The 23881-nt window shown below is 69.4% G+C and carries 21 protein-coding genes; 9 read left to right on the top strand and 12 right to left on the bottom strand.

The features are described from left to right. Positions 1-31 precede the first annotated feature (31 nt). The 3 genes from AC0685_RS16670 (at position 32) to AC0685_RS16660 (ending at position 2524) form a co-directional block, all read left to right on the top strand. On the top strand, positions 32-712 hold the full coding sequence (locus AC0685_RS16670) for a hypothetical protein (RefSeq protein ID WP_478226309.1): 681 nt from the start codon (positions 32-34) through the stop codon (positions 710-712). A 71-nt stretch (positions 713-783) separates the two neighbouring features. Next, complete coding sequence (locus tag AC0685_RS16665) at positions 784-1578, top strand: SCO4651 family lipoprotein (protein WP_478226308.1); 795 nt, start codon at positions 784-786, stop codon at positions 1576-1578. Positions 1579-1639: 61 nt separating this feature from the next. Further along, complete coding sequence (locus AC0685_RS16660) at positions 1640-2524, top strand: NAD-dependent epimerase/dehydratase family protein (RefSeq protein ID WP_478226307.1); 885 nt, start codon at positions 1640-1642, stop codon at positions 2522-2524. Positions 2525-2594: 70 nt separating this feature from the next. Here the strand turns inward: AC0685_RS16660 and AC0685_RS16655 are convergent, their stop codons facing one another. Then, positions 2595-3086 (bottom strand): DUF6912 family protein, encoded by a 492-nt coding sequence (locus AC0685_RS16655; protein WP_478226306.1) that lies wholly within the window; start codon positions 3084-3086, stop codon positions 2595-2597. Continuing rightward, positions 3083-4489 carry a WS/DGAT/MGAT family O-acyltransferase gene (locus AC0685_RS16650; protein WP_478226305.1) on the bottom strand — a complete coding sequence of 469 codons (1407 nt, stop codon included), beginning with the start codon at positions 4487-4489 and terminating at the stop codon, positions 3083-3085. Before AC0685_RS16650 ends, AC0685_RS16655 begins: the two co-directional genes overlap by 4 nt. Positions 4490-4523: 34 nt before the next feature. On the opposite strand from AC0685_RS16650, the gene AC0685_RS16645 reads away from it, so the two are divergent. Then, positions 4524-5303, top strand: a complete 780-nt coding sequence (locus tag AC0685_RS16645; protein WP_478226304.1) for a TrmH family RNA methyltransferase — start codon at positions 4524-4526, stop codon at positions 5301-5303. Here the strand turns inward: AC0685_RS16645 and AC0685_RS16640 are convergent. Then, entirely contained in the window at positions 5278-5703 is a 426-nt protein-coding gene (locus AC0685_RS16640; protein WP_478226303.1) for an HAD-IA family hydrolase, read from the bottom strand. The genes AC0685_RS16645 and AC0685_RS16640 overlap by 26 nt on opposite strands. Positions 5704-5793: 90 nt before the next feature. Here AC0685_RS16640 and AC0685_RS16635 point away from each other — a divergent pair, with 90 nt between their 5' ends. After that, positions 5794-6297 (top strand): Rv3235 family protein, encoded by a 504-nt coding sequence (locus tag AC0685_RS16635; protein WP_478226302.1) that lies wholly within the window; start codon positions 5794-5796, stop codon positions 6295-6297. Between the two features lie 81 nt (positions 6298-6378). Here the strand turns inward: AC0685_RS16635 and secA are convergent, their stop codons facing one another. The 8 genes from secA to AC0685_RS16595 all read right to left on the bottom strand — a co-directional run bounded on the left by secA (position 6379) and on the right by AC0685_RS16595 (position 17335). Next, positions 6379-9210 (bottom strand): preprotein translocase subunit SecA, encoded by a 2832-nt coding sequence (secA, locus tag AC0685_RS16630; protein ID WP_478226301.1) that lies wholly within the window; start codon positions 9208-9210, stop codon positions 6379-6381. A 233-nt stretch (positions 9211-9443) separates the two neighbouring features. Then, positions 9444-10133, bottom strand: a complete 690-nt coding sequence (gene hpf / locus AC0685_RS16625) for a ribosome hibernation-promoting factor, HPF/YfiA family (protein ID WP_340687160.1) — start codon at positions 10131-10133, stop codon at positions 9444-9446. 552 nt (positions 10134-10685) lie between these two features. Further along, complete coding sequence (locus tag AC0685_RS16620; RefSeq protein WP_478226300.1) at positions 10686-11324, bottom strand: ComF family protein; 639 nt, start codon at positions 11322-11324, stop codon at positions 10686-10688. A 324-nt stretch (positions 11325-11648) separates the two neighbouring features. Beyond that, complete coding sequence (locus tag AC0685_RS16615) at positions 11649-13376, bottom strand: LpqB family beta-propeller domain-containing protein (protein ID WP_478226299.1); 1728 nt, start codon at positions 13374-13376, stop codon at positions 11649-11651. Further along, the gene (mtrB, locus tag AC0685_RS16610) at positions 13373-15088 is read right to left on the bottom strand and encodes an MtrAB system histidine kinase MtrB (protein ID WP_478226298.1); all 1716 of its coding nucleotides are present in this window, start codon (positions 15086-15088) and stop codon (positions 13373-13375) included. The genes AC0685_RS16615 and mtrB overlap by 4 nt, the downstream gene beginning before the upstream one ends. 7 nt (positions 15089-15095) lie before the next feature. After that, on the bottom strand, positions 15096-15773 hold the full coding sequence (mtrA, locus tag AC0685_RS16605) for an MtrAB system response regulator MtrA (protein WP_005150760.1): 678 nt from the start codon (positions 15771-15773) through the stop codon (positions 15096-15098). Positions 15774-15884: 111 nt separating this feature from the next. After that, positions 15885-17021 carry an NAD(P)/FAD-dependent oxidoreductase gene (locus AC0685_RS16600; RefSeq protein ID WP_478226297.1) on the bottom strand — a complete coding sequence of 379 codons (1137 nt, stop codon included), beginning with the start codon at positions 17019-17021 and terminating at the stop codon, positions 15885-15887. Further along, a complete protein-coding gene (locus AC0685_RS16595; protein WP_478226296.1) occupies positions 17018-17335 on the bottom strand; it encodes a bifunctional 3-phenylpropionate/cinnamic acid dioxygenase ferredoxin subunit in 318 nt (105 codons plus the stop codon). The genes AC0685_RS16600 and AC0685_RS16595 overlap by 4 nt, the downstream gene beginning before the upstream one ends. Positions 17336-17487: 152 nt before the next feature. Here AC0685_RS16595 and AC0685_RS16590 point away from each other — a divergent pair, with 152 nt between their 5' ends. The 4 genes from AC0685_RS16590 to AC0685_RS16575 all read left to right on the top strand — a co-directional run bounded on the left by AC0685_RS16590 (position 17488) and on the right by AC0685_RS16575 (position 23121). Continuing rightward, complete coding sequence (locus AC0685_RS16590) at positions 17488-18273, top strand: IclR family transcriptional regulator (protein WP_478226295.1); 786 nt, start codon at positions 17488-17490, stop codon at positions 18271-18273. Between the two features lie 158 nt (positions 18274-18431). After that, entirely contained in the window at positions 18432-20870 is a 2439-nt protein-coding gene (locus tag AC0685_RS16585) for a GcvT family protein (RefSeq protein WP_478226294.1), read from the top strand. Then, positions 20867-22012, top strand: coding sequence for an N-methyl-L-tryptophan oxidase (gene solA / locus AC0685_RS16580; RefSeq protein ID WP_478226293.1), 1146 nt, complete (start codon positions 20867-20869; stop codon positions 22010-22012). Before AC0685_RS16585 ends, solA begins: the two co-directional genes overlap by 4 nt. Continuing rightward, positions 22009-23121 carry an aromatic ring-hydroxylating oxygenase subunit alpha gene (locus tag AC0685_RS16575; protein WP_478226292.1) on the top strand — a complete coding sequence of 371 codons (1113 nt, stop codon included), beginning with the start codon at positions 22009-22011 and terminating at the stop codon, positions 23119-23121. Before solA ends, AC0685_RS16575 begins: the two co-directional genes overlap by 4 nt. 29 nt (positions 23122-23150) lie before the next feature. Here the strand turns inward: AC0685_RS16575 and AC0685_RS16570 are convergent, their stop codons facing one another. Next, entirely contained in the window at positions 23151-23783 is a 633-nt protein-coding gene (locus AC0685_RS16570) for a dTMP kinase (protein WP_083650100.1), read from the bottom strand. Between the last annotated feature and the right edge of the window lie 98 nt (positions 23784-23881).

Genomic DNA, 23881 nt, shown 5'->3' with positions numbered 1-23881 from the left:
GTGGTACAGACCATTCACCCGAGGGAGTCCCATGCGTGCCACCGGATTCGCCGTCGTCTGTACCGCTCTCCTGCTGCTGGGCGGCTGCTCCGGGGAAGGGAAACCGGCGGCACAGCCGGTGAACGACGCGGCGCAACTGGCCTCGGCCGCCGCCGCGGGCACGCAGAAGGCCCGCTCGTCCAAGATCGCGCTGGAGACCACCACTGAGGACGGCCGCAAGGTCGTGGTCACCAGTTCCGGGCTCTACGAGGGCCAGAACAGCAAGTTCTCCATGGTCGCCGAGGTCGCGGGTGAGAAACGGGACCTGATCTTCGCCGACGGCGTCCTCTACTACCACCTGTCGGACACGCAGGTCCGGGAATTCAAGACCGACAAGGAATGGGTCAAGATCACCGCCGGCGGCAAGGATTCGCTCTCCGCAGCCAACGGCGCGTTGCTGACGAACGTCGTCGAGACGATGGATCCGACGCGGACGATCGACCGGATCTCGAAGTCGGGCAAGGTCACCAAGTCCGAACAGGCCGATGCGGACGGCACGGCCGCCACGCGGTACGTCCTCGACCTCGGCGGTGCCCCGGCCGAGCTGTGGCTGGACGGCGAGCAGCGCCCGGTGCGGGTCACCATCGGCAAGGCCACGGTCAAGTACGACAGCTGGGCTTCGGATGTGGTGATCATCGCGCCGCCGCCCGAGGCGGTCGGCGACAGCCGCTGAGCCGTCCCCCGATCGGGGTGCGGGCCACCGCTGTGTTTCGCTTGGGCGCCCGCCTTTGAAAGCAGGTCCTCATGCGGAGAACGGCCCTGTCCACCGTCGTGCTCGTCGCCGGCGCGCTGCTCGGCGCGTGCGACGGCGGAGCCGTGTCGTTCGCCGACGCCCGCGCGCTCGCCGACGGAGCCACGTCCGCCATGGACGGCAAGGCCGCGAAGTTCGTCACCGAGGTCGCCGCGGGCACGATGCGGTCGAAGAGCCAGGGACAGGCGAGGGTCGCGGGGGCGGGCACCGCGCTGGCCATGTCCACGGACTTCCTCGGCGAACCCCTCGAACTCCGACTCGTCGACAAGATCGTCTTCGCCAAGGTCCCGGAAGCCGCCCGCGAGGACGTCCCCGGCGGAAAACCCTGGGTGAAGGTCTCCCCCGACGGCGCGGATCCGTTTTCGCAGGTCGCCGGCGGCAGCATCGACCAGCTGGCGAAGCAGAATGACCCCGCCCGCGCGCTCGACCAGGTGCGGAAGGCGGGCACGCTCACCGAATCCGGGCACACCGAACTCGACGGGATGCCCGCCGAGCACTACCGGCTGGACGTCGACCTGGTCGCGCTGGGCGGTGATCTGCCCGCCGGGTTGTCGGCCGAGGCCGTCGGCGAATTGCGGGGGAAGGTCGGGAAGATCCCCATGGAGGTCTGGCTCGACGACACGCACCGGCCGGTGCGGATCGTGCTCGACCTCGCGCCGGTCCTCGCCGCTTCGGGTGTCCCGGACAGCGCGACGGCCCGGATCGTCACGCGTTACGGCGAATGGGGCACGCAGGCCGACATCCAGGCGCCGCCGCCGGAGGAGATCGGGGAGATCCCGGCGGGCTGACCCGTCACGTTCCCCGCGCGCGTCTCGTCCCTCTCGTGAAGGCGGGACAGGAGGAGCGGACATGCGGGTGATGGTGATCGGGGCGACCGGGGTGCTGGGGCGTCCGCTGGTGCGGCGTCTGGTGGCCGAAGGCCACGAGGTGAGCGGGCTGGCCCGCGGGGTGGACCGGGTCGCGGCGGTGCGCGCGACCGGGGCGAAACCGGTGCCGGGTTCGCTGTTCGACGTCGATTCCCTGGCAGGCGCGCTGAACGGGCACGACGCGGTGCTGAACGTCGCGACCCGCATCCCGGACGCGCGCCACGCGATGACGTTGTCCGGCTGGGCCGAGAACGACCGGGTGCGGATCACCGGCAGCAGGACGCTGGCGAATGCCGTGCGCCGGGTCGGTGAGGTGGGAATCGTGGTGCAGGAAGGGATTTCGTTCGTCTACGCCGACGGCGGCGACCAGGAACTGGACGAGGACGCGCCCCTCGAGCTGCGCGGCAACATCGCGTCTTCGACGGTGGCGCACGCGAACATCGCGGAACTGGCGGACGAGGGGCGCACCGCGATCCGGTTGCGGATCGGGCTCCTGGTCGCCGACGATCCGATGACCACGACGATGCTGGCGGCCGCGCGGCGCGGTTCGCCGCTGATCTTCGGCCGCCGGACCGACTGGACCGCGGCGATCCATCCGGACGACGCGGCGGCGGGCGCGATCGCGGCGCTGCGGGCACCGAGCGGCGTCTACAACCTGGCCGCGGATCCGGTGCGGAAGCAGGAACTCGGCGAGGCGATGGCCGCGGCGGCCGGTGTCCGCCGTCCGCACGCGCTGCCGAAGTGGCTGGCGAACCGCCTGGGCCTGATGTCGGTGCTGGCGCGCTCGCAGCGCGTCGTCTCGGCCCGGCTCACCGAAGCGACCGGCTGGCGCCCCGAGCGCCCGGTTCCCGGCCCGTCCTGGTTCTGACGCGTTTCGTCCTCTGAATGCGGTAGTTGCGCGTGCAAGGATCGCATTCAGAGGACGAAATGCGGAGGGGTTACAGGAGTTCCAGCAGGAACGGGAGTTCTTGAGGCGCGTACCAGGCGAGTTCGTGGTCTTCGGCGTCGCCGAGGGTGAACTCCGCGTCCGGGTCGCCGAGGTCGGCTTGGTCGATCACCGCGGCGGCGGCCTGCACGGTCTCGGCGGCCTCGGCCGCGTCGACGTGGATCGCGGCGACGCCGGCGATCTTCACCGGCCCGGACAGCCGGACGACGGCGGCGTCGAGATCCGGGCGCAACGTGACCTCCTCGACGTCTGCCGAGATCACCACGCGCCGCGGCTCGGGCTTCTCCTCGGCCGCGATCAGCCGGAGCGACGCCCTCGCGGCGTCGAGCAGCGCGGCGTATTCGAGTTCTTCGTCGGAACCGCTGGCGTAGGACTCCCGCAGCGCCGGGGTCAGCGCGAATCCCGTGCCACTCCGCGCCCGGAACTCGCCGGTGGTTTCGAGCTCACGGAGCATCGCGATCGTCGCCGGTAGATAGACCCTCACCAGTGCGCACCCTTCAGCTCTTCCAACGATTCCTCGATCATCCCGGCGAGCAGGTCCACATCGGACACGGCCTTGCGGTCGCCGTTCAGTCCGAAGTAGACACCGCCGTGATACGAGGTGACCCCGATCGCCAGCGCCTGATTGCGCACCAGCGGCATGACCGGGAACATCTCCACCATCTTCGCCTGTCCCGCGTAGAGCGGCACCTGCGGGCCCGGTGAGTTGGTGATCAGCACGTTGAAAATGCGCCCCGACATCGACCCGGCCGCCCGCGCGCCCAGCGAATGCAGCGTCGCCGGGGCGAAACCGCCGACCGTCAGCAGCCCGCGCGCGGCGACCGAACGGCCGGAGTCGAGGTGGTCCGCCATCGCGTGGCCGATGTGCTGCAGCCGCAGGACCGCGTTCGGCTCCCCGACCGGGAGATCGACCAGATAGGCGTCGACCTGGTTCCCGACCAGTGCCGGCGTCGAGAACTCGGCCGTCTCGGCGTCGCGGACGGCCATCGGCACCAGCGCGCGCACGGTGGTCGTCGCGGTCAGGTTCGAGCCGCGGGAGAGCAGCCATTCCCGCAGCGCGCCGGTGATCGCGGCGAGCACGACGTCGTTGACCGTCCCGCCGTGCGCGGCGCGGACCTTGCGGAAATCCTCCAGCCGCGTACGGACCACGGCGAACACGCGGCCGCCCGAGGTGCGGACGTTGAGCGGCCCGGACGGCGCCGGATTCACCATGGTCTTCAGCGCCGACGCGACGTCACCGACCGTTTCGGTGACCTTGCCCGCCATCGCGGTGGCGTCGTGGGCGATGGAGCGGACGTTCTCCACCAGCTCCGTCGGCCGCTGCACGGTCTCGGCGACCGCGTCGAGGATCAGCTGCGTACGGCTCGGTTCCCGGCGCGGATGCCAGGTGTCGTCGAACGGTTCCGGCTCCTGCGGGGTGGCGTCGAGGATCAGCTGCCCGAGCTCGATGGTGCCGATCCCGTCCACGACGGACTGATGCGTCTTGGTCACCAGCGCGACGCGGTCGCCCGCGAGGCCCTCGACGAAATACGCCTCCCAGAGCGGCCTTCCCGGGTCGAGCCGCCGCGACATCAGCCGCGCCACGAGGTCGAACAGCCGGCCGTCGGAACCCGGCTGCGGCAGCGCGGACCGGCGGACGTGGTAGTTCAGGTCGAAGTCGACGTCGTCGACCCACACCGGCCTGGCGAGATGCCCCGGCACCTCCAGCACCCGCTGCCGGTAACGCGGCAGGAAGGCGAGGCGCTGCCCGATCAGGTCCAGCAGCTGCTCGTGGGTGAAGCCGTCGCGCGGCCGCTCGAAGATCGCCACACCGCCGACGTGCATCGGGGTCGAGTGGTCTTCCACGTACAGGAACGAGGCGTCCAGCGCGGAGAGGCGGTCGGGCATGAGCCGATCCTTACACAGTGGGACACTCGCCGGTGTGGGTGATGAGTCGGTGATCTCGCCGAAGGACCGGTTCCTGACGGTGTACGGGCGCAAACCGGTGCTCGAGGCCTTGGACGACGCGGCGCTCGAGGTGGACAAGGTGATCCTCGCCGACACCGTGCGAGGGCCGAACGCCGCCGAGATCCAGCGTGCCGCCAAGGCCGCCGGGGTACCGGTACAGCGCGCGAGCGCGCATCGCGTCAAGGTGCTGGCCGGCAACGGCAAACAGGACCAGGGCGTGCTGGCCGACGTCGTCGCCCCGCGGATGCGCTCCCTGCACGCCGCCCTGTCCGACGGCAGGCCGCCGTCGCGGGTGCTGCTGCTCGACGGCATCACCACCCCGGCGAACGTCGGGATGATCCTGCGCACGGCGACCGCGGCCGGGCTGGACGGGGTCGTGGTACCGCGGCGCGGCGTCGCCGCCCTCGACCCGATGGTGGTCAAGGCTTCGGCCGGGGTCGCGTTCCGCGCGCCGGTGCTGCGATGCGGCAGCGCGCGCGAGGCGGCCGAGATGCTCACCGAGGCCGGCTACGGGATCTTCGCGATGGGCGCTTCCGCACGAAGCTCGGTGTTCGACGTCGAGCTGCCGCAGCGCGCGGCCTTCGTGCTGGGCGGGGAGACGAACGGCGTCGGGGCCGAGGTCGGCGAGCTGGTCACGGAGTGGGTGTCGATCCCGATGCCGGGCGAGGTCGAGTCGCTGAACGTGTCGGCCGCCGCGGCGGTGCTGTCCTTCGAGCTGGTGCGGCGCGCTAAGGCGCCGGGAACAAGGCGCTGAGCTCGGTCAGCGTCTCCTCGACCGAGGTGTGGTGCACTCCCGCCATCCCGGCCGCCACCGCCGCGCGGACGTTGTGCGCGGCGTCGTCGACGAACACGCACCGGCCGGCGGGCAGGTCGAGCAGTCCCGCGGTGAGCAGGTAGACCTCGCGTTCGGGTTTGGCCACGCCGACCTCACCGGAGAAGACGAGGGCGTCGAAGAACGGGCAGAGCGACCGTTTGGCCTCGTCGGAGGCGCCGGGAGCGTTCGAGAGCAAGGCCGTTTTGATGCCGCGCTCCCTCGCCGCCCGCAGGAAGGCGTACAGCTCGTCCGCGCCGGCGTCCGTGAGCACCCCGACGTAGTCGATGACCAGCCCTTTCAGCACGGGCCACCGTACACAAGCGATCACCGCCCGGTTCATCCTCTCGGGCGGTCCTTGTCGCGGTTCCGCCCGCCATCTGCCCCTTAGTTGCTGGGCGCGGCCGAGGGGGCCGCGGAGGGGGACTGTCAGATGAAGTCGTACGTACTGAGACGGCTTGAACCGTGTGAGCCGCCGTACCGGGTCGCCGGCAGGCCGGACGGCCTGGTGCACCGGGCCGCGGCGCCGGACAACCAGCTCGTGCTGGACCTGCCGCTGTTCGGCGAAGCCGTCGTGGAGGAACCACGGCCGCGACCGGACACCCCCGACGGCCGGCAGGTCGGCAGGCTGCTGACCACCATCCTCGAAGCCTGTGACGGGCGCCGTCCCGCGGTCCAGGTGCGGCCCATCCTCGACCCGGCGCTGCACAGCGCGCTGCTCGACAGCGGCCGCCGCCGTCCCTCGGGCGGCTACCGGCCGAAGTCGGTCCACCTGGGGCATCCGGCGGACGGCGTCGTCGAAGCCTGCGCGACCGTCGAACAGAACGGACGCTGCCTCGCGCTGGCCGCCCGCTTCGAGCGGACACCGTCGGGCTGGGTGTGCACCCGCTTCCACCTGCTGAAGCCGCCGAGACGAGTCTCCGCGCTCGCGGCCTGAAGCGCGTGAAGGCCCCCTTCCCTCGGCTGGTCATTCGAAACCGTGGCCGAGGGAAGGGGGCCTTCACGCGCCTTGGGGCCTTTAGCGGCGCGGGCCCTTCTTGCCCTTCTTCTGGGAGGCGCGCTGCGCGGCGCGACGCTCCCGGCGGGTTCCGCCCTGGTCACCACCGGCACTGTCGGCACTGTCCGAATGCGACTCGACGCCGCCGTCCTCGGACGGGCCCGACATCGTCAGCCCGGACCGCGAACCGCCGCCGAGTCCCTTGCCCCGCAAGGCGGACGGCACGGACTCGGTGTCGGTCGCCGGCGCCTGCGGAGGCGTCGGGCGGGCGTGCCGTCCGTCGCCGTTGGCGGCCTGGCCGTTCCCGGAGCCGACACCGGCGGGCAGCGCGGACGCCGACTCCGGCGCCGGGGTGGTGGGCTCGGCCTGCTCGACCTGGAGGTTGAACAGGAAACCGACGGCCTCCTCCTTCAGCGACTCCAGCATCGCGCGGAACATGTCGTAGCCCTCGCGCTGGTACTCGATGACCGGGTCGCGCTGCGCCAGGGCCCGCATGCCGATGCCCTCCTTGAGATAGTCCATCTCGTAGAGGTGCTCACGCCACTTGCGGTCGAGCACGGTGAGCATCACCTGGCGCTCCAGGCTGCGCATCGCGCCTTCGCCGACCTTCGCGTCGATCTCGGCTTCGCGCTCGTCGTACGCGCGGTGCGCGTCTTCGAGCAACGCCTCACGAAGCTTGTCGGCGTCGAGGTCGTCGTCCTCGGTGAGCTCTTCCCAGGTGACCTTGACCGGGTACAGCTGCTTCAGCGCCGTCCACAGCTTCTCGTGGTCCCAGTCCTCGGCGTAGCCCGTGGCGGTCTCTTCGGTGACGTACGCGTTGATGACGTCGACCAGCATGTGCTCGATCTGCTCGCGGAGATCCTCGCCTTCGAGGACGCGCAGGCGCTCGGCGTAGATCACCTTGCGCTGCTCGTTCATGACCTCGTCGTACTTGAGGACGTTCTTGCGGATCTCCATGTTCTGCTGCTCGACCTGCGTCTGAGCGCTCTTGATCGCCTTGGAGACCATCTTGTGCTCGATCGGCACGTCGTCCGGCAGCCGCATGGTGGTCATGACCCGCTCGACCATCGTCGCGTTGAAGCGGCGCATGAGCTCGTCACCGAGCGACAGGTAGAACCGGGACTCGCCCGGGTCGCCCTGACGGCCGGAACGACCGCGGAGCTGGTTGTCGATCCGGCGCGACTCGTGCCGCTCCGTGCCGAGCACGTACAGCCCGCCCGCCGCGCGGACCTCCTCGGCCTCGGCCTTGGTGTCGGCCTGGACCTCTTCGAGCACCTTCGGCCAGGCGGCCTCGTACTCCTCGGAGTGCTCCACCGGGTCGAGGCCGCGGTCGCGCAGCACCTCGTCGGCGATGATGTCCGGGTTGCCGCCGAGCACGATGTCGGTACCGCGGCCCGCCATGTTGGTGGCGACCGTGACCGCGCCCTTGCGCCCGGCGCGGGCGACGATCAGCGCCTCCCGGTCGTGGTGCTTGGCGTTGAGGACCTCGTGCGGGACACCCAGCTTGAGCAGCAGCTTCGACAGGTGCTCGGACTTCTCGACACTCGTGGTGCCGACCAGCACCGGCTGGCCCTTCTCGTGCCTCTCGGCGATGTCCTCGGCGACGGCCTCGAACTTGGCCTGCTCGGTCTTGTAGATCAGGTCGGCCTGGTCGGCGCGGACCATCGGCTTGTTGGTCGGGATCGGCACCACACCCAGCTTGTAGGTCTGGTGGAACTCGGCCGCCTCGGTCTCGGCGGTACCGGTCATGCCCGCCAGCTTGTCGTAGAGCCGGAAGTAGTTCTGCAGCGTGATCGTGGCGAGCGTCTGGTTCTCGGCCTTGATCTCGACGCCTTCCTTGGCCTCGATCGCCTGGTGCATGCCCTCGTTGTAGCGGCGGCCGTGCAGGATGCGGCCGGTGAACTCGTCGACGATGAGGACCTCACCGTCACGGACGATGTAGTCCTTGTCGCGCTTGTAGAGCTCCTTGACCTTCAGCGCGTTGTTCAGGTAGCCGACCAGCGGCGTGTTCGCGGCCTCGTAGAGGTTGTCGATGCCGAGCTGGTCCTCGACGAACGCGACACCCTTCTCGGTGACACCGACGGTGCGCTTGCGGATGTCCACCTCGTAGTGGACGTCCGGCTTCATCAGCGGGGTCATCCGGGCGAACTCGATGTACCAGCGCGAGGACTGGTCGGCCGGGCCCGAGATGATCAGCGGCGTCCTGGCCTCGTCGATGAGGATGGAGTCCACCTCGTCGACGATCGCGAAGTTGTGGCCGCGCTGCACGCAGTCTTCGAGGCTCCACGCCATGTTGTCGCGGAGGTAGTCGAAGCCGAACTCGTTGTTCGTGCCGTGCGTGATGTCGGCGGCGTACTGCTGGCGGCGGACCTCGGGCGTCTGGTCGGCCAGGATGACCCCGACCTCGAGGCCGAGGAAGCGGTGGATGCGGCCCATCCACTCGGCGTCACGTTTGGCGAGGTAGTCGTTCACCGTGATGACGTGCACGCCCTTGCCGGAGACGGCGTTCAGGTACGCGGGGAGGACCTGGGTCAGGGTCTTGCCCTCACCGGTCTTCATCTCGGAGACCTGGCCGAGGTGCAGCGCGGCGCCGCCCATCAGCTGGACGTCGTAGGGCCGCTGGCCGAGCACGCGCCAGGCCGCCTCCCTCGCCACCGCGAAGGCCTCCGGCAGGAGGTCGTCGAGGGACTCGCCGTCCGCGTGCCGTTTACGGAACTCGTCGGTCTTGGCCCGCAGCGCGGAGTCCGACAGATCCTTGACGTCGTCTTCGAGGGTGTTGATGTGATCGGCGATGTGTCGCAGCCGCTTCACCATTTTGCCCTCGCCCGCGCGGAGCAGGCGGTTCAGCACCATCCGGTCGACCTCACTAGCTGATTGTGATCGCACCCGAGCCGGTCCCGGGCAATCTCGTACGCGGTGGTGCCTGGTAACGCACCACCGTCCGCCCCCATCGTAGGGAACACCTCGGTGTTCGCGCACGCACCGTCGGTCGGTAACTGACGGGACGAGGCCGCGTCCCGCCTGATCCGGACATGACGGCGGCCCGCACGGGACGCGTGCGGGCCGCCGTCTGGACGTGGGGCCGGCTAGCTCAGCCGGATGACGCCGTAGTCGAAGCCTCGCCTCCGGTAGACGACGCTCGGGCACCCGGCGTCGGCGTCGTTGAACAGGTAGAAGTCGTGACCGACCAGTTCCATCTCGTAGAGAGCCTGGTCGACCGTCATGGGCTCCGCGTCATGTTTCTTCTCGCGGACGACGCGACCGGGCTGATGTTCGGTCACCCCGTCGTCCCAGCGCTGCTGCTGGGGCATCTCGAAGTCACCGCCCTCGACAGCGAAACCGTTGGCCATGGGTTCGGCCTCAGGCGCTTCGAGTACAGCGGTACCGGCCAGATGTCGGGTGTCGGTGGTCATTCCACCGGCGGCCGCCATCGAAGTCGCCTCGGCGACGGATTCCGGGCGGCTGCGGCCGTAGTGCACGCGCCGGCGGTCGTGTGTCTTCCGCAACCTGTTTTCGAGCTTGTTCAGTGCGGAATCCAGCGCTGCGTAGAAGTCGCCGGCACACGCTTCGGCGCGTACGGCGGGGCCTCGGCCCTTACCGGTGATTTCGACGCGCTGGCAGTTCTTCGACTGCCGGCGATTGGGCTCGTGGAAGAGCTCCACGTCGTAACGGATGACCTTCTTGTCGTAGCGCTCTAGCCGGGCCAGCTTTTCGCTGACGAGTGCCCGATAGTGGTCGGGCACCTCCACGTTGCGGCCCTTAACGACGATGTCCATACACGACCTCCCTCGCTGAAATGACTGCGAGCTGTAGATGTGTTCACTAGGGCGCCGGTAATGCGGGGACGAAGCCCGGATCGCGGGCGGTGAGGGAACTCGGCATACGGTCACGACGTCTCGTGTCGGATGTCCGAGCGCGGACTCAGCGCGGCTCCGGCGCCAGGGACATGGGCTGGTCACCTCCCTGCCTGCCGGGATTGCTGATAGCGCTGCACGTTAGCTGCATCACGCCGCGAGCAACAGCCCCCGAGCCGGGGGATATCAGGACGTGAGACCTCGTCACCGCACGCGACGAAGATCGTGCGGCCAGCGCGACAATCCGGCCTGTCGGGCGTCGACCCCGTGATTTGTTTTCACGCGGACGGCGCAAGCCTTCGGACAGGAAAATGCGGAGGGTGCCTAGGACACCGTCCCCGAGGGAATCCGCCGCCACCCCGGTGGAGTGGCGGGCCGTCGGAGTGTTCCCCTCAAGCTCCCTCATATCCCGTCAACGCCCTTGTACCCATTCGCGTTCCCGATCATTCATCACTCTTGTAGGTGACTGCGCGATCACCCGGCGGCGGCCAGCGCCACCACCGCGGAAACGTGAATTCCGCTTATGTCCAAAAAACGCGTACAAGCGGCGGCGGTCGCTCCGGTTGTGATGACGTCGTCAAGGAGAACGACCTTCTCCCGGCAGGCTCCGGGAGCGAGGCGGATCCGGCCGTCAAGGTTCGCCGACCGCTCGGCCCGGCTGAGTCCCACGGCGTCGCGAACTCCGGACCTCAGCTTGAGGACCGGCGCCACTGTCGCGACTTTTCCCTTGCCTCTTAGTACTTTCACGCATTCTGCGGCAACCCGCCGGACGTGCGGCCCGCCGCGCACACGGGAGGCGTGCCGCCGCGAGGGCACCGGAACGAGACAAGGTTCCGGCTCCGGATCGGGCAGCTGGGCGAGGGCTTCGGCGATCGCCCGCCCCAGGGAAGGCGCGAGGTCGCGGCGGCCGCGTTCCTTGTAGGCGAGGATCAGGCGGCGGGCCTCGCCGGCGTAGGGGGCCAGGGCGTACACGGGCACAAGCCCGGCCGTCGGGCCGCGGATGATCTCGCTGAGCGAACCCCAAGCGGTCTGACAGGTGGCACAGCAGGGAGCGCCCGGTGCTCCGCAGGACACGCAGCGGGCGGGGATGAGGAGATCCAGGAGGTTGGACATGGGGCGAGTGTCGGCCAGGGCTCCGACAGTTCCAGGGCACGTCGTGTCGTGAGAGGTCCGGTTTGGACCCTTTCGTCCTAAGGGGACCAGTCAGGACCGCAGTTGAGGAGAAGGCTTTCGGGCGGCTTGGCTTCTGTCCGTGAAGGACTCCTTGCCTACCCTCAAGGTAGTGAAGGAGGCCTTCACGGACTTCTGCCGCCACGGATCGCTAGCGCCGCCAGGAAAGCTAGCGGTACTAAAGGTCCCTTGCTCCCCACCGCAAGGATGGCGCGTTGCGAAAGTGGCTTTCGCGACATGCGGGCGCCCCGAAGTAAGCCGAAGTGCTCAGCCTGGGTAGAACGGGTCCGCGTCGGTGACGGTGTGCGCCTGCGGCCGCCAGACTTCGCCCAGCTCGGAGGCGACCCACAGCCCGCCCGCGTCCGCGACCAGGTTCTGCCTGCTCGGCGCCGCGGTGACGCCGTGCACCGGCGGGGTCAGGTTCGAGCTGTTGAACGTGTCCATCCGCTGCCCGTCCAGCGGCACCTTGACCACCGGCAGCGAGGTCGACGACGTCGCGGCGATCAGGTGGTCCTGGGTCGCCCAGTCGACGTCGACCACGTCCTTGAGGTCGCGTTCCTGCAGTTTCCGCGGCGCCCGCAGGGCCACCGAGTCCGCCGTCCGCACGATCGAGGCGACCACCAGCTGCCCGTTGACCACGGCGGCCAGCCGCGATCCGTCGCGCGAAAGGCGCAGTTCGGTGATCTGGCCGAGGCCGGTGAGCATGGTCGCGTCGACGCCGGCCTTCACCCAGCGGCCGTCCGCGGCCAGGGTGACCCTGGCGACGGTGTTGTGGTCGACGACCGTCCAGACCTCGCCCGAGAGCCCGCCGCCACGGGCGACCGGGCGCCAGGTGGGACGGCTCAGGCTGCCGCCGAACAGGTCCACCGAGGCGAGGTCGTGCCCGAGGTCGCCTACCCGGAGCCACTGCCTGCCGTCGCGTTCTTCGACCACCGCGAGCCGTTTCCCGTCGACGGACTGCGCGGCGCTGACCACCTTGTATCCGCCGTTGCCCGCGGGACCACCGACCGGCTGTCCGTCGCCGAGCGACCGGACCCGCCCGTTCACGGTCATCAGTCCCAGCAGTTCCGAGTTGGGCGCGATGTCCACGTTGTAGTTGGGCAGCTCGCTGGCGCGCCAGTATTCGTGGTCCGGCACCAGCGCGGTGCCGTCGGCCAGCAGCCGGATCCGGCTCAGCGTCACCGTCTGCAGCGAGAGGACGATCTGCGCGGCGATCAGGTTGCGGTCCGCGAGGCTGGCCCCGCCGACGCCGGTCAGGTTGATGTCCAGTGTCCCGTCGTCCGTGCTGCGGACGTTGCTTTCGGTGGTGACCTGGTCGCCGAGCAGGTCCTTGACCGCGCCCTTCAGCCCTTCGGACGGTCCCTGCAGCACCAGGTCCATCACCCGGCCGGGCAATCCGGCCTGCGGTTTCGCCGCGACGTAGCGGAGGTCGGGGACGAAGGCGCCGGAGTCGGGCGAATAGAAGCTGATCGGCACCCGGAAGTAGTTGAGCGCGAAATCCTCGTCGGTGACGGCGAGTTCCTGCGGCGGGTCCACGATCCGCCACTGGCCGTTCGGCTGCTTCCGCAGTTTGAATTGCTGCGAGTACTCGGCCTTCACCGGGATGAACGCGCTGTCGGGGCTCAGGTTGCCGAGTTTGAACCCGCGGACGTTCACCACCTGCTCGTCCGGGTTCCCCGACGACGACGATGTGTCGTAAACGGTGCCGAAGGTGTCGTCGATGATCGTCAGCCCCGGCGACGGCTTCCAGTTGCGCCGGCCTTCTTCGTCGAGGTAGACCCGCGCGTCGGCGTTCGCCGTGCCCGGGGTCGCGGAGTTGCGGATGAACTGGCGGGTGACGGTCAGCGGGTCGATCCCGGCCGCCGGTTCGGCGACGTCCGCCGGCGCCTGCCCGGCTTTGTCCCCGGAGACGACGGCGGGCTGGGATTCGAGCGGGATGTTCGCGCAGCCCGCGAGCAGCAGCAACACCGCGAGCAGGGGCAGGAGCCGTTTCACCGGCCGACCTCCTCTGGCTCGGCGAGGATCGCGTCGGGGGCGGGGCGGACTTCGAGCAGCCCGGAGGACCCGTGCGTGTCCGTCGGAGTGTGATCGGGCGGGGGCAGGACCAGCGGGCTCTCCCCCATCGGCGTGTCCTGCCGCCGCGGCAGCACGAGCCGGAAACAGGCGCCGTGACCGGTCTCGCCCCACGCGTCGAGCACGCCGCCGTGCAACCGGGCGTCCTCCTGGCTGATCGCGAGGCCGAGCCCGGTGCCGCCGGTCCGGCGGTTACGGGACGGGTCGGCGCGCCAGAACCGGTTGAACACCAGTTCCGCTTCGCCCGGCCGCAGGCCGACACCGTGGTCCCGCACGGTGACGGCGACCGCGGTCTCGTTGACCGCGAGGGTCAGCACCACCGGGTTCCCTTCACTGTGGTCCACCGCGTTGGCCAGCAGGTTGCGCAGGATCCGCTCGACGCGGCGCGCGTCGACCTCGGCGTGCGCCTCCTCCTCCGGCAGCACCAGTTCGACCGAGCTGCCCGCGTTGCCCGCGATCACCCGGACCTGCTCGACGGCCCTGGTCGCGATCGGCCGGACGTCGATCAGCTCGGCGGAAAGCTCTTCGACGCCCGCGTCGAGCCTGCTGATCTCCAGCAGGTCGCCGAGCAGGGCCTCGAACCGGTCGAGCTCGTCGACCAGCAGTTCGGTGGAGCGCGCGAGCCCGGCCGGGAACTGCTCGCGCGACGCGTGCAGCACGTCGGCGGCCATCCGGACGGTGGTCAGTGGGGTGCGCAGTTCGTGTGAGACGTCCGAGGTGAACCGGCGTTGCAGGCCGCCGAACTCCTCCAGCTGGCGGATCTGCCGCTGGATGCTCGCGGCCATTTCGTTGTAGGAGACGGCGAGTTTGGCCAGATCGTCCTCGCCGAGCACGGCGAGGCGCTGGTCGAGGTCTCCGCCCGCGAACTGTTCGGCGGCCGCGGCGGCCTGCCGGACCGGCCGGACCACCTGCCTGGTGACCAGGTTCGTGATCCCGGCCAGCAGGAGCAGCAGCACGAGACCGCCGACGAGCAGCGTGTTCTGCACGGTCGAGACGGTGTTCTGCTCGCTGGTGAGCGGATACAGCAGGTAGAGCTGGAGCGGGTTGATCATCGTGCTCACCGGGGCACCGACGATCAGGTACGTCGTCTTGCCGCCGTCGGCGTCGGTGACCGTGTGGATCAGGTGGCTGACCTGTTCGGTCTCCACGAACTGGCGTAGCCGCTCCGGGACCCGGTCGTAGGGGCCGGCGAACACCGGTTTGCTCGACTGGTCGCGGCCGCCGGCCGCCAGCACCGGTTCGAAGGTTCCGGCGGCCGATCCGGCGCTGTCCTGCGAAGTCGTCGTGCTGGTGATCTTCTTCAGGGCGTTCTTCATCCGCGCGGTCAGCGCTTCGGGGCTTTCGGTGCCGACGCCGATCAGTTCGCCCGCCGCGGTCTCGACGACCGCCCTCGTCTGCGCGATCGCCGCGTTCTGCTTGGTCTCCAGCAGCCGTTCGGTGATCTGGTTCTGCAGCACCATGCCCAGCACGAACACCACGGCCGACGACAGCGCCAGTGTGGACACCGTGACCCGGAACTGCAGCGAATGCCGCCACAGTTCGTTGAACGAGACGACCTTGCGGCGCACGAAAACCACGATGCGCCGGAAGTGGCGCATCGTGGTCTGGGCAAGCCTTCGCAAGCGTCCGCTCATGGGGTGATCACGGCGGGCCGGCCTTGTACCCGACGCCACGAACGGTCAACACCACCTCGGGGTGTTCCGGGTCCTTCTCCACCTTCGAACGCAGCCGCTGGACGTGCACGTTCACCAGCCGGGTGTCGGCGGCGTGGCGATATCCCCACACCTGCTCGAGGAGCACCTCGCGGGTGAACACCTGACGCGGCTTGCGGGCGAGCGCGACCAGCAGGTCGAACTCGAGCGGGGTCAGCGGGATGGCCTTCCCCTCGCGCGTCACCTCGTGGCCGGGGACGTCGATCGCGAGGTCGCCGATCGTCAGCGACTCGGCGGGCTCGGCCTCGGTGCGGCGCATCCTGGCGCGGACGCGGGCCACGAGCTCCTTCGGTTTGAAGGGCTTGACCACGTAGTCGTCGGCCCCCGACTCGAGCCCGAGGACGATGTCCACGGTGTCGCTCTTGGCGGTGAGCATCACGATCGGCACGCCGGACTCGGCCCGGATCGCCTTGCAGACGTCGATGCCGTTCATCCCGGGCAGCATGAGGTCAAGGAGGACCAGGTCCGGTTTCAGCTCGCGAAGCGCGGGCAGCGCCCGTGAGCCGTCGGCCACGACCGCTGTGTCGAACCCCTCCCCACGCAGCACGATGGTGAGCATCTCCGCGAGAGCAGGGTCGTCGTCGACGACCAGAACACGTGCCTTCATAAACCTATGTTCGCACTAGTTTCCCCGCGCGAGCGCGCGACCCGGCGATGTGACCACCAGAAAGATCATCGAATCGGGCAAATTGCTCCATCCGAGTAGGGTCTTCGGGCCCTAGAGCGCACGTCGGAGCCTGGTGAACGGCCTCGGCGAGTCGATCGCGAACACACCGGCCAGGACGTCGCCGCGGTGATAGGTCGCGACGAACCGCTTCGAAGCGACGTCCCCTTCGGCGATCCGCACGTCTTCCGTGGCCACTCCGGCGAATTGGAGCCGCCGTCCGTACTGATCGGACCAAAAGTAACCGTGTCGTGCGAAATGCGTGACGGTCGATCCGGCGAGCAGATTCGCGACCGCGACGCCCGGCTGTTCCGAGGCCGCCGTCCAATGCTCGGCGCGGACCCGCCCGCCGCGCAGTGGACAGCGGTACCGCGCGACGTCACCCACCGCGATCACTCGGGGATTCGCTGTGACACAGCCGGAATCGACCAGCACCCCGTCGTCGACGGCGAGCCCGGAGCCGGTCAGCCATCCGGTGGCGGGCAGCGCCCCCACTCCGGCGACGACGAGATCGGCGAGAAGCCCGCGGCCGTCGGCGAGCCGCACGCCGGTGACGCGACCGTCACCGTCGAACCCTGCGACAGGCACGCCCGTGATCAGCCGGACGTCGTTCTCGGCGTGCAGTTCCCCGCACACCGCGCCCATCCGCGCGCCGAGGACCGAGGCGAGCGGCACGGGCGTCGCCTCGACCACCGTCACTTCGTGCCCGAGCAGGCGGCACGCGGACGCGACCTCCGCGCCGATGAATCCCGCGCCGATGACGACGACCGAGGAAGGCCCCGCCGCGAGAGCGGCTTTCAGCGTGACCGCGTCGCCGAGGGTCCGCAAGGTGTGGATACCGGACAGATCCCTTGCCGCGTCGAGGGTTCTGGCCACAGCCCCGGTCGCGATGACGTAGCCGTCGGCGGCGATCGTGGTGCCGTCGCCGAGCGTCACGCCTTCGCGGCCGAGCTTCTCGGCGCGGACACCGAGATGCCATTCGGCGGCCAGCGCGTCGAGATCGTCCTGCCCGGCGAGCGCGAGATCATCGGCGGAAACCTTGCCCAGCAAGAAATCCTTCGACAGCGGCGGCCGGTCGTACGGCGGTTCGGCGCCGATCATCACCAGCCGCCCGTCGAAACCCCGCCCGCGCAACTCCTGTGCCGCGCGAAGTCCCGCCAGCGAGGTGCCGACGACGGCGATCGTTCTCAAGCCACTTCCTGGCGCGCCTCGGTGTCCACGTAGATCACGCCGTCCGCGATCACGACCGGGTATGTACGCACGGCGTTCTTGGCCGGCAGGCAGTCCGGGGCGCCGGTCCGCAGGTCGAATCGCGCGGCGTGCAGCGGGCATTCGACGTAGCAGCCCTCGATCCAGCCGTCCGCGAGCGACGCGTCCTGATGGCTGCAAGTGTCGTCGAGGGCGTAATAGGCGCCCCCGGCATGGAAGACCGAGACGGGAACGGGGCCCGGCAGGCGAAGGGCTTCGCCTTCGGCCAGTTCGGAGACGGAGCAGGCACGAATCATCGGGGCCTCCGGGGAAAGGACCGACGGTGGTTGATGTTGCGTATTACGAGACAGGATGTGCTCTGCGCAACAATCACCCCGGAGGGGCCGGTACGTCAAGGGATTCGCCCACTCAGCCGAGCGAATGCGGGCGAAACGGCTACTGTTGCGTCATGCGGAACCAGGACGCGGGGAACGCAACGCCCAGTCAGGTGCAGTCCGTCGACCGCGCGATCAGCGTGCTGGAACTGCTGGCGCGCAACGGGGAAACCGGGATCACCGAGATCGCGGGCGAACTCGGCGTGCACAAGTCGACGGCGTCGCGCCTGCTGAGTGTCCTGGAGAATCGCGGTCTCGTCGAGCAGCTCGGCGAACGCGGGAAGTACGCGATCGGCTTCGGTGTCGTCCGGCTCGCCGGCGCCGCCACCGGCCGGATGGACCTGGCGAAACTGGGCAGGCAGACCTGCCAGGGCCTGGCGGAGACGCTCGGCGAGACGGTCAACATCGCGATCGCCGACGACGGCGTCGCGATCAACGTCAGCCAGGCCCGCGGCTCGGCCGCGATCACCACGCAGAACTGGACCGGGCAGCGCACTCCCCTGCACGCGACGTCCAGCGGAAAGGTGCTGCTCGCGTACCTGGGCGACGTCGAGCGCAAACGTTTACTCCGGCGGAAGCTCGAACGGTTCACGCCGCGGACCACGGTCGATCCTGAGGAGCTGGCCGCCGAGCTGGAGCGGGTCGCCGAGGACGGGTACGCGGCCTGCTTCGAGGAGCTGGAGCTGGGGATGCACGCGGTCGCGGTGCCGGTGCGCGGCCCCGGTGGCGACGTCGTCGCGGCGATGAGCGCTTCCGGCCCGTCGTACCGGCTGTCGAAACAGCGGGTGCGGCAGATCGTCCGGCCGCTCACCGAGGCGTCGGCGGATCTTTCGGCGCAGCTGGGGTACTTCACCGAGTGAAGAGGCCGACCTCTTCGGGCTCTTGACAGCGCGCCCGCACGTGCCGCACTTTGTTGCTGAAGACGGAACAACGTGCCTCATCCGCAACAGCGCCTGTCACCCCGATGCCCTCGTGTCCTTTGTGGATTCTCCAGGGCAGGCAGGAGGTACCCCGCATCATGCCCCCAGGACCCCGCGTCGTCGTGATCGGCGCAGGCATCGTCGGCTGCGCCCTCGCCGACGAACTCACCGAACGTGGCTGGACCGATCTCACCGTGCTGGACCAGTGCGACCTGTTCACCACCGGCGGGTCGAGTTCGCACGCACCCGGTCTGGTCTTCCAGACCAACTCCTGCCGCACGATGACCGAGTTCGCCGCGTACACCGTCGCGAAGTACGGCGCGCTCGACCTCGACGGGAACCCGTGTTTCCACACCGTCGGCGGGCTGGAGGTGGCCACGACGGCGGAACGGCTCGCCGATCTCAAGCGGCGGCACGGCTGGGCCACCGCGTCCGGCGTCGAAAGCAGGCTCGTCGAGCCGGACGAATGCGCCGCGCTGCATCCGCTGCTCGATCCGGCCAAGGTGCTCGGCGGGTTCCACATCCCCTCCGACGGCCTGGCCAAACCCCTGCGTGCCGCCGAGGCGCAGGCACGCCGCGCGATCGCGCGCGGCGCGAAGTTCCTCGCGCACCAGAAGGTCGTCGGGATCGAAGGGTCGGGCGGCCGGGTCACCGGCGTCACCACCGAGACCGGGAGCTTCCGCGCGGACATCGTGCTCTCGTGCGCCGGGATGTGGGGGCCGTTGCTCGGCGACCTGGTGGACCTCGCGATCCCGCTCGTTCCGATGGCGCACCAGTACGCGCGCACCAGCCCGCTGCCGTCACTCGCCGGCGTGACCGAGGAGGCCACGCGGCCGATCCTGCGGCATCAGGACGCCGATCTCTACTTCCGCGAGCACGTCGATCGGATCGGCATCGGCGCGTACGGGCACCCGCCGATGCCCTTGCCTCCCCACGAAATCGGCGCCGGCGAGGGGATGCCGTCGGAACTCGCGTTCACCCCCGCGGATTTCGAGCCGTCCTGGGCCGCCGCCGTCGACCTGCTGCCGTCACTGGGCGAGACCAAGGTCGAGGAAGGCATCAACGGCCTGTTCTCCTTCACCCCGGACGGGATGCCGTTGCTGGGCGAACACCCGGAGCTCGACGGGTTCTGGGTCGCCGAAGCCGTCTGGATCACGCATTCGGCGGGAGTCGCCAGGGCCATGGCGCGGTGGCTGGTCGACGGCCAGCCCGGCGTGGACCTGCACGGGTGCGACCTCGCCCGGTTCGAGCAGGTGCAGCTCGCCCCGGACTACGTCATGGCCCGTAGCTGCCAGAGCTTCACCGAGGTCTACGACGTCGTCCACCCCTTGCAGCCCATGGAAGATCCGCGACCGCTGCGAACGAGTCCCTTCTACGAAAGGCAGCAGGAGCTCGGCGCGTTCTTCCTCGAAGCGAGCGGCTGGGAGCGTCCGCACTGGTACGAGGCGAACGCGGACCTTCCGGAGGTCGCTCTCATCCCGGAGCGCAACGACTGGGCCGCGCGGTACTGGTCGCCGATCGGCGGCGCCGAAGCGCTGGTCGCGCGGCAACGGGTCGCGATGTTCGACATGACCTCGCTGAAACGGGTGGAGCTCACCGGCCCCGGCGCGTTGCCGTTCCTGCAGACGATGACCACGAACCAGCTCGACAAGAAGCCCGGTTCGGTCACCTACACGCTGTCGCTCGACGAGGACGGCGGCGTGCGCGGCGACCTGACCGTCGCCCGGCTCGGCGCCGAAAGGTTCCAGGTCGGCGTGAACAGCGCGATCGACATCGACTGGCTGCGGCGGCATCTCCCCGGCGACGGTGCCGCGCAGATCCACGAGACCACGCCGGGTACCTGCTGCATCGGCCTGTGGGGACCGCTGGCCAGAGCGGTACTGCAGCCACTGTCCACAACGGACTTCTCGCACAAGGCGATGGGCTACTTCAAGACGAAGCAGGCGTACGTCGGCCAGGTGCCGGTGACCGCGATGCGACTGTCCTATGTGGGCGAACTCGGCTGGGAGCTGTACACGAGCGCGGACCTCGGCCGCCGTCTGTGGGACACGCTCTGGGAAGCCGGGCAGGCACACGGGATCATCGCCGCCGGCCGGGACGCCTTCTCCAGCATGCGGCTGGAGAAGGGATACCGGCTGTGGGGAACGGACGTCACCGCCGAGCACGATCCATACGAGGCCGGGCTCGGCTTCGCCGTGCGGATGGACAAGGGCTACTTCATCGGGCGGGACGCGCTGGCCGGTCGCTCGGACGAAACGGTGACCAGGAAACTGACCTGTCTCACCGTCGACGATCCGTACTCCGTCGTGCTCGGCAAGGAGCCGGTGTTCGCCGACGGGCGTCCCGCCGGGTACGTCACGAGCGCCGCGTACGGCTACACCGTCGGCAAGAACATCGCGTACGCCTGGCTTCCGCTGGAGTTCGCCCAGCCGGGCAGGCCCCTGGAGATCGAGTACTTCGGCGAGCGGATCCCCGCCGTCGTCGCGCGTGAACCGCTGTTCGACCCCGGCATGAACCGGATCAGGAGCGCCGCATGAGCCACTACGACGTCATCGTCATCGGCCTCGGCGGGATGGGCAGCGCCGCGGCGTACCGGCTCGCCCGGCGAGGTCAGCGCGTGCTGGGCATCGACCGCTTCGCGCCCGTGCACAACCTCGGGTCCAGCCACGGCGGCTCGCGGATCACCCGGCAGGCGTACTTCGAGGATCCCGCGTACGTCCCGCTCCTGCTGCGGGCGCACGAACTGTGGGACGGGGTCGAACGCGACTCCGGCCGGAAGATCTTCACCCGGTGCGGCGGGATCATGCTCGGCGGCCCCGAGTCCAGGACGGTGTCGGGAAGCCTTGCCAGCGCCCGGAAATGGGAGCTGCCGCACGAGCTGCTGGACGCGGCGGAGATCCGGCGCCGGTTCCCGACGATGAACCCGGACGATCACGAGATCGCGCTGTACGAGGAGAACGCCGGGTTCGTGGTGCCGGAAAGCAGTGTGGCCGCGCATCTCCAGCTCGCCGCGCGGGCCGGGGCGGAGCTGCACCACGAAGAGGAGGTCCTTTCGTGGCGGGAGACGTCCACCGGGGTCCGGGTGGCGACGTCACAGAACTTCTACACGGCGGCACAACTGGTGATCTGCCCCGGCGCGTGGGCGCCGGAACTGCTCGCCGAGCTCGGCATCGGCTTCACCGTCGAACGCCAGGTCCAGTACTGGTTCGCGCCGTCGGGCGGGGCGGAGCCGTTCCGCGCCGGACGGCATCCGATCTACGTCTGGGAAGGCGCGAACGGCCGCCAGTTCTACGGTTTCCCCTCGCACGACGACGCCGGGAGCGTGAAGGTCGCGTTCTTCCGCGGCGGTGAGACCTGCACACCCGAGTCCATCGACCGGACGGTGCACCCCGAGGAGGTCGGCGAGATCTCGGAGTTCGTCCGGCGAAAGATGCCGGCGCTGCCCGGCACCTTCCTGCGCGGGGCGACCTGTATGTACACGAACACGCCCGACGAACATTTCGTCATCTCCCGCCATCCCGCGCACGAACGCGTGGTGGTCGCCTGCGGGTTCTCCGGGCACGGCTTCAAGTTCGTCCCGGTGGTCGGTGATATCCTCGCCGACCTTGTCGTGGACGGCGCGACCGGGCATCCGGTCGCCCTGTTCGATCCCGCCCGGTTCGCCGGAGTCCCGAGATGACGAGTCTCATTCCCACGCTGAGTGGCGGCTACTACACCGATCCCGCGATCTTCGCTGCCGAGCAGGAAAAGATCTTCGAACGTCAGTGGTTCTGCGCGGTCCGGGCGGCGGATCTGCCGTCGGCCGGCGACTTCCGGACCGTCCAGGTCGGACGGGAGAGCGTGCTCGTCAGCCGCGGACGGGACGGCGGACTGCGGGCGTTCCTCAACGTCTGCCGCCATCGCGGGGCCCGGTTGTGCACCGACGAGTCCGGCACGGTGAAACGCGCGTTCCAGTGTCCGTACCACGCGTGGACGTACGGGCTCGACGGCGAGCTGATCGCGGCGCCGAACCTGGCGAGCCTTCCCGGCATCGACCGTTCCGAATACGGGCTGCACGCCGTCCGCCTGCGCGAATGGCTGGGTTACGCGTGGGTCTGCCTCGCCGCGGACCCGCCGTCGTTCGAGGACGACGTCGAAGGCGCGGTGCGGGAACGGCTGGGCGACCTGGAATCGATCGAGCGGTACGGTCTCGACCGGCTCTCGGTCGGGCGCCGGATCACCTACGACGTCAAGGCGAACTGGAAACTGATCGTCGAGAACTTCATGGAGTGCTATCACTGCGCGACCATCCATCCGGAGCTGACCGAGATGCTGCCGGAGTTCGCCGACGGCTACGCGGCGCAGTACTACGTCGGGCACGGCGCCGAATTCGGCGAGGCCGTGGACGGCTTCACCATCGACGGCACGACGGGCTTCGACCGGCTCGACGGTGTCGCGGACGAGCAGGACAGGCGGTACTACGCGATCACCATCCGGCCGCAGGTGTTCGTGAACCTGGTGCCGGACCACGTGATCTTCCACCGGATGTACCCGCTCGCGCCGGACCGGACGGTCGTCGAATGCGACTGGCTCTATTCCGAGGAGGTCGTGGCGTCGGGCCGGGACGTGTCCCGGTCGGTGGAGTTGTTCCACCGCGTCAACGAGCAGGATTTCGACGCCTGCGAACGCTGCCAGCCCGCGATGGCGTCCCGCGCCTACCGCGGCGGCGGGGTGCTGATGCCGTCCGAACACCACATCGGCGAGTTCCACTCCTGGCTGCTCACGCGTTTGGAGGACGAAACGCGGTAGTTGCGCGCGCAAGTACCGCATTCAGAGGACTAAGTGCGGAGGAGGGAGGTGGCGAGCGCCGGGGTGTCCACGCCGGCGACGCCGTCGAGGACGTGCCAGGGCGCGAGCCAGCCCGTCGCGGCGAGCTCGTCGTAGACCACCGAGCACCGCTTCTGGAGCGCGTCGTCGGTCTCGAAGGAATCCCGCGCGCGGTCGGCGTCGCTCTCCGCGCGCCGCTGCGCGCGGTCGGCGGCGACGTCGGCGGTGACCCGGAGCAGCAGATGCGCGACGGGCACCGGCAGGCCGAACCGGTCGATCTCCAGCTCCTTGAGCCAGCGCACGAACTCGCCGTCCGCGCCCTGGTGGAGCCGGGCGGCGCCGTACGCCGCGTTCGACGCGACGTACCGGTCGAGCAGCACGACGTCGTGATCGCCGAGACGAGCGCGGATCTCGTCGGCCGCGCCCCGCCGGTCGAGCGCGTAGAGCATCGCCATGCCGTAGACGGAGTCGGCGAGGTCGCCGTGGCCGCGGTGCAGCGCTTCCTTCACGAGGTCGGCGTGCACGCTTTCGCCGTACCGCGGGAACGCGATGGACGTGACGCTCGCCCCGGCCGCGTTCAGCGCGCCGGTCAGCGCGTCGGCGAGGGTGCGCTTGCCCGCGCCGTCCAGACCTTCGATCACCACGAGTCGTCCCACGCGCTCAGAATATGACCAGCACCGCGAAGCGGTTCCGTTGAGGGCGGTGGCGGGGGCATGGATGGATGACCAGCACCGCGAAGCGG

Source organism: Amycolatopsis sp. NPDC043889, assembly GCF_056435645.1.
The sequence above is the reverse complement of the archived record's forward strand: the minus strand, read 5'-3'. Positions and strand labels throughout refer to the sequence as shown.